The organism is Geobacillus sp., assembly GCF_017515625.1.
Classification (GTDB): Bacteria; Bacillota; Bacilli; order Bacillales; family Anoxybacillaceae; genus Geobacillus; species Geobacillus stearothermophilus.
Map to the genome: position 1 here is coordinate 1 of NZ_JAFWFM010000166.1, position 5,376 is coordinate 5,376.

Here is a 5,376-nt window from a genome sequence, read left to right on the forward strand (position 1 = left end):
ACTGAGCGTACATGCGAATTTTCCTCCAATGGTTTGGTTTGGACACCTTTACCATACAGGAAAATTCGCATTTTTTGTACCCTCTATTTTCTCTATGCACACCGATCTTCAATGATCAAGTACAACTTGTGGTGAAGAGCCTATTTTTTTGTGTTTTTTCGCGTTTTTCATTTATAATGAAAATGGAACAATCCTCGACAAGTGGAGTGAGAACGATGGCAACAAACGAAGAACATGTCCGCAAGCCGGACTGGCTGAAGATTAAACTGAACACGAATGAACATTATATCGGATTGAAGAAGCTGATGCGGGAAAATCGTTTACATACTGTGTGCGAAGAGGCGAAGTGCCCGAATATTCATGAGTGCTGGGCGGTAAGGCGGACGGCGACGTTTATGATTTTGGGCAGCGTCTGCACGCGCGCCTGCCGCTTTTGCGCTGTCAAAACCGGGCTCCCGACCGAGCTTGACTGGCAAGAGCCGGAACGCGTCGCTGAGTCGGTGCGCATCATGAATTTAAAACACGTCGTCGTTACGGCCGTCGCCCGCGATGACCTCAAAGACGGCGGGGCGGCGGTGTTTGCGGAAACGGTGCGTGCCATCCGCCGGAAAAATCCGTTTACGACGATTGAAGTGCTGCCATCGGATATGGGCGGCGTGTATGAAAACTTAAAAACGCTGATGGACGCCCGTCCCGATATTTTAAACCATAACATCGAAACGGTGCGCCGTCTGACGCCGAGAGTGCGCGCCCGGGCGACGTATGAACGCTCGCTTGAGTTTTTGCGGCGCGCGAAAGAACTGCAGCCGGACATTCCGACGAAATCGAGCATCATGGTCGGCCTTGGGGAAACGAAAGAGGAAATTATCGAAGCGATGGACGATTTGCGCGCCAACCATGTCGACATTTTGACGATCGGCCAATATTTGCAGCCGACGAAAAAACATTTGAAAGTCGTCAAATATTACCATCCGGACGAATTCCAAGAGCTGAAAGAAATCGCGCTGAGCAAAGGGTTCAGCCATTGCGAGGCCGGTCCGCTCGTCCGTTCGTCGTACCATGCCGACGAGCAGGTGAACGAAGCGGCGAAAGCGCGGCAGCTGAAGGCGTGAAGATGGCAGGCGCCCGGGCTTGCGGAGTCAAAGCCGGCGTCCGCCCCCCTCGCTGCCGCCAAACAGCCTGCGAGGGGAGATGCGGGCATCGCGCCCAGGCGGCAAACACTTTGACTGGCGGCTTTTGTTGCCGGAAAAAAGAAACGGTCGAGCCTCTTTAAGAAACAGGCAGACCGTTTTCTTTCGCTACCGTCCGGCCGGCGTCGGCCGCGGCGTGCCGTCGCGGAAGTCGCGGTCGAGGTGGTCGTTTGTCTCGTTGATCATTTCGCCGTTTTCATTTTCCCCGTCGCTCAGCTCTTTCCCTTGCGGATATTTCAACATCCGCTGAATCGTGGCATCGAGAAGTTGGTCGATATTGCGCGCGTTCGAATCAAGGAGCCCGAAGCGCTCAATGTCTTTCATCAGCTGTGGATTGTCGGCGATATACACATGGTAGTAGCGGGGAACGACGGACAGCGCTGTCTTTTTCACTTGGTCGGCGGTTTGCTGCCGATTTTTTGTGTCGGCGTCATAGACGACAAGCACCTCTTCATCGGTGACGAGCGTGGCGACATCGTTGACACCCGGTAGCTGCGTGCACAGTTTGCTGATTAAATCGGCGGCTTGCTCGCGGTTGAACGACGGCATGTCGTTATAGCCGTTTGCATCGCCGAGGATCGGGCTTTTTTGATGGCGGACGTAGCCGAAGTTGTTCATCGGCGTGTCATCGCCGTTTGGCACCCCATTTTCGTTGTACAGCTCATTGCGGTCGGTCACATTGATCGTATTGCCGCTCCGTTTGTAGACGTCGGTGTTTTCGTCCTGCGCCGTCTGCGCGCAGCCGGCCAGGGCGATCGCCGTTCCGAACGCGGCGGCGATCCAACATCGGTTCATCGTCAGCCCCCCCTCGCTTTTAGGGTGGCACGCGGTTCGCTGTTTGATAACAGTAATTGATTGGGTGCGGTTCATCGTTTATGATGAAAGTGGAAAGGCGAGGTGAGAGCGGTGATTTGCATTAACAACCATTGTTATGAACTGGTTGAAAACGTCAAAAACGCGTTTAACGAAGAGGCGTTTCGCGCCCGATACGCCGATATTTTAGGGAAGTACGACTACATTGTCGGCGATTGGGGATACAATCAGCTTCGCCTGCGCGGGTTTTTCGATGACCATAACCAAAAGGCGACGTATGATACGAAAATCAGCACGCTGTCTGAGTATTTGTATGAATATTGCAATTTTGGGTGCGCCTATTTTGTGTTGCGCAAGGTGAAGCGGTAAAGGCGGCAGCCGCCCGCTGCCGGGCGGCCGCACGTCATTCGCCTTCGTTGTATGGAAACTGCTCGCTTTGGCGCGGGTCGTCGTGCGGCGGATGGGAGGCCGGATCGCGCCTTGGAATGTTTTGGTGAAACGATTTGAACTCATAGTTGAAGGCGCTGTAATGGCGCTGCCCTTCCTTCCACGGCGTGCTTTTGTTCTCGACCAGGGCGTCATCGCGGCGCGGCGAGCCGTACGGACCTTCCGGGAATTCTTCGGCGGTTAAAAAGTTGCGCTGTTTTTCGACGACGGAAAAGTCGGCATATTGTTCTCGTTCCGCCATTCGTCTCACCTTCCTTGCTGTCGGGGGTGTTTCATAAGATGTCCAAAACCGAGGAAGGTTATGAAAGGCATTCGTCCAAAAAGGCGCGCAGCTCATCGGCGTCTTGTTCGCTGAGTGCATAGGCGCGTTCGATATAGCCCGGCTCCTCCAAATCGTCGCGGCCAAGAATGGCAAACCGGTTGCTTTGCAAATCCAGCACCAAATATTTCCCATAAAAGCGGTCAGTTTCAATTAACGCCAAATCGAACCGCTGCCGCTCGCCGACAAAGCTGACGAACCGGACCGCTGCCTCGACCGTATCATCGTATAAATAAAACCGTTCCCTCATCTCCATTCCTCCCTTTATTTTTCGCCTATGTCCATCATAGCAGACGAACGGCGAAAAAGGGAGGAAGGCGGGGAAGAAAAAAGGAGGACGAGCCATGTATTTTGTCGACCAAAACAAATTGGAAGAGCGGCTTCGCTGCATGGAGCAACTGATGGCGCACTACAAAGCGCAGCGCCACTGGGACGGCGCGCTTGAGCAGCTGGCGCTCGAGCGGATCGCTCATGTCCTCATCGAGGCGGTGCTCGATGTCGGCAACGCGATGATTGACGGCTTTATTATGCGCGACCCGGGGAGCTATAACGACATTATTGACATTTTGACTGACGAGCAGGTGATTTCGGCTGAGGACGGCGAGCGGCTGAAAGCGTTCATCGCCCACCGGAAAGCGCTCGTCCAAAACTATACGAACGTCGATCACGCGAAACTGCTCGCGGATTTGAACGAACAGCTGCCGGCGCTTGAGGCGTACCCGAAGGCGGTGCGCCATTACTTGGAAAGCGAGCTCGGCCCGGTGTCGGCGTTTGGCAGCGAATCGATGGATGGAAAGGAGACTGACAACCGTTGAAACGATACAAAGGCTATTTGCTTGACTTGGACGGGACAATGTACCGCGGCACAGAATGCATCGCCGAGGCGCGCGAGTTTGTGAACGAGCTGCACCGCCGCAGCCTCCCGTATTTGTTTGTCACGAACAACTCGTCGCGCACGCCGGCGCAAGTGGCGGAAAAATTGCGCTCATTCGGCGTGCCGGCGGAAGAGAGGCATGTCTTCACAACAAGCCAGGCGACGGCGAACTACATTTTTGAGCGAAAGCCGGACGCGTCCGTTTATGTCATCGGCGAGGAAGGGATCCGCACCGCGTTGGCGGAAAAAGGGTTCCGCTTCGCTGGGGAGGACGCAGACGTGGTGGTCATCGGCATCGACCGCCAGCTGACGTACGAGAAGCTTGCCATCGCGTGCCTTGCCGTCCGCAACGGGGCGATGTTCATTTCGACAAACGGCGACATCGCCTTGCCGACCGAGCGCGGGCTGCTGCCGGGCAACGGCGCCATCACGTCCGTCGTCGCCGTTTCGACGCAAGTGAAGCCAACGTTTATCGGCAAGCCGGAAAACATCATTATGGAGCAGGCGCTTAAGGTGCTTGGCGTTCCAAAGGAAGATGTGTTGATGATCGGCGACTATTACGAGACGGATATTTTAGCCGGCATGAACGCGGGCATCGATACGCTGCTCGTCCATACGGGCGTCACGACGAAAGAGATGCTCGCCCGCTACGAACGGCAGCCGACCTATACGGCTGATTCGCTCCGCGAATGGATGGAGCGCCTGTAAAGCAAGAGGGGTGTCCCGAAAGGCTCGGGGCACCCTTTCTCATGACCGGGTGCAGCAACAAAGCCATCGATGCGAACCAATAAATCGTGTTTGGCTTGAGGGGTGCTGCTATTTCGTCTTTTGCATGGATGCTTCGCGCCGCCGCTCACTCGGCGTTGGCGGCTCGATGCGCGAGGCGGCTGGATGCCGCCGCGGCGATGGCGCCGACGATGTCGTCCAAAAACGTGTTGCATTTGCCGGTTGATTTGTCATTTAAATATTGCAAAATGCCCGGTTTTTGTTTGTCGATATAACCGTAGTTCGTAAACCCGATCGATCCGTACACGTTGACGATCGAAAGGGCCAAAATTTCGTCCACCCCGTACAACCCTTCATCGCGGCGGATGATGGATTGCAGCGGCTCGTCAAGCCGACCGTCCTCGGCGAGCTTGTCGAGCTGGATGCCGGTCAAAATCGCGTTTTGCACTTCGCGTTTCGAGATGACGCGGTTGACGTTTTCAATGCATTCGTCCATCGTTAAATCCGGATGGTATTTCGATTGCAAATAATAAACAAGCTCCGCAATTTTTTCCACCGTCACCCCCCGCTCCTCGAGCCATCGGCGGGCGGTTTGTTCAAGGTTGTTCATATCCGGTTTGGTCATGGTTTGTCACCCATTCTTTTGAAAAAGTCGTTTGTTATATATATGTTATCATGCCATGAATGTATCCTTCGTATAAAGAAAAATGCTCATCGGTTTTTTTGACGCCTGCTGTCATATATAAACAATAGCTGCCCTTGCCGCGGCTATGGGCCCGGGAATCAGCGCGCAAAAGTCCGTTCCCGTCCGGGCGGCATCGGGGCGGCGACGACATGGAGGGAGGAAGAATGCAAGCCAAAAAGACAAAGGAGCATTCCCGTTAGGAGCTTTTCCGGGGACTTGATCAAAAAAAGCCCTCTTGGTATGATGCAGGGGTGTCAAACAATACCTACCATCATGCCAAGGAGGACTTCAGATGAATTGTACACAAAACTATAAAATTGAT

8 protein-coding genes are annotated in these 5,376 nt (G+C 54.2%); 4 read left to right on the forward strand and 4 right to left on the reverse strand.

Translation table 11 applies throughout. The features are described 5' to 3' along the window. Window positions 1–215: 215 nt before the first annotated feature. Window positions 216–1,112, forward strand: coding sequence for a lipoyl synthase (gene lipA / locus IKE44_RS09805; RefSeq protein WP_033010386.1), 897 nt, complete (start codon window positions 216–218; stop codon window positions 1,110–1,112). 186 nt (window positions 1,113–1,298) lie between these two features. Here lipA and IKE44_RS09810 read toward each other — a convergent pair whose 3' ends face one another. Continuing rightward, complete coding sequence (locus IKE44_RS09810; RefSeq protein ID WP_287465762.1) at window positions 1,299–1,985, reverse strand: YhcN/YlaJ family sporulation lipoprotein; 687 nt, start codon at window positions 1,983–1,985, stop codon at window positions 1,299–1,301. Window positions 1,986–2,096: 111 nt separating this feature from the next. Between IKE44_RS09810 and IKE44_RS09815 the strand changes: the two genes are divergently transcribed. Next, window positions 2,097–2,372 carry a YutD family protein gene (locus IKE44_RS09815; protein ID WP_033010389.1) on the forward strand — a complete coding sequence of 92 codons (276 nt, stop codon included), beginning with the start codon at window positions 2,097–2,099 and terminating at the stop codon, window positions 2,370–2,372. A 34-nt stretch (window positions 2,373–2,406) separates the two neighbouring features. Here IKE44_RS09815 and IKE44_RS09820 read toward each other — a convergent pair whose 3' ends face one another. Both IKE44_RS09820 and IKE44_RS09825 read right to left on the reverse strand, forming a co-directional pair. After that, a complete protein-coding gene (locus IKE44_RS09820) occupies window positions 2,407–2,691 on the reverse strand; it encodes a hypothetical protein (RefSeq protein ID WP_033010390.1) in 285 nt (94 codons plus the stop codon). Window positions 2,692–2,749: 58 nt separating this feature from the next. Continuing rightward, window positions 2,750–3,019, reverse strand: a complete 270-nt coding sequence (locus tag IKE44_RS09825) for a DUF3055 domain-containing protein (protein ID WP_049624155.1) — start codon at window positions 3,017–3,019, stop codon at window positions 2,750–2,752. A gap of 94 nt (window positions 3,020–3,113) precedes the next feature. Between IKE44_RS09825 and IKE44_RS09830 the strand changes: the two genes are divergently transcribed. Then, on the forward strand, window positions 3,114–3,584 hold the full coding sequence (locus IKE44_RS09830; RefSeq protein WP_049624156.1) for a DUF86 domain-containing protein: 471 nt from the start codon (window positions 3,114–3,116) through the stop codon (window positions 3,582–3,584). Then, a complete protein-coding gene (locus IKE44_RS09835) occupies window positions 3,581–4,351 on the forward strand; it encodes a TIGR01457 family HAD-type hydrolase (RefSeq protein WP_033016323.1) in 771 nt (256 codons plus the stop codon). The genes IKE44_RS09830 and IKE44_RS09835 overlap by 4 nt, the downstream gene beginning before the upstream one ends. A 145-nt stretch (window positions 4,352–4,496) precedes the next feature. Here IKE44_RS09835 and IKE44_RS09840 read toward each other — a convergent pair whose 3' ends face one another. Next, window positions 4,497–4,994 carry a phosphatidylglycerophosphatase A family protein gene (locus IKE44_RS09840; protein WP_033010394.1) on the reverse strand — a complete coding sequence of 166 codons (498 nt, stop codon included), beginning with the start codon at window positions 4,992–4,994 and terminating at the stop codon, window positions 4,497–4,499. Between the last annotated feature and the right edge of the window lie 382 nt (window positions 4,995–5,376).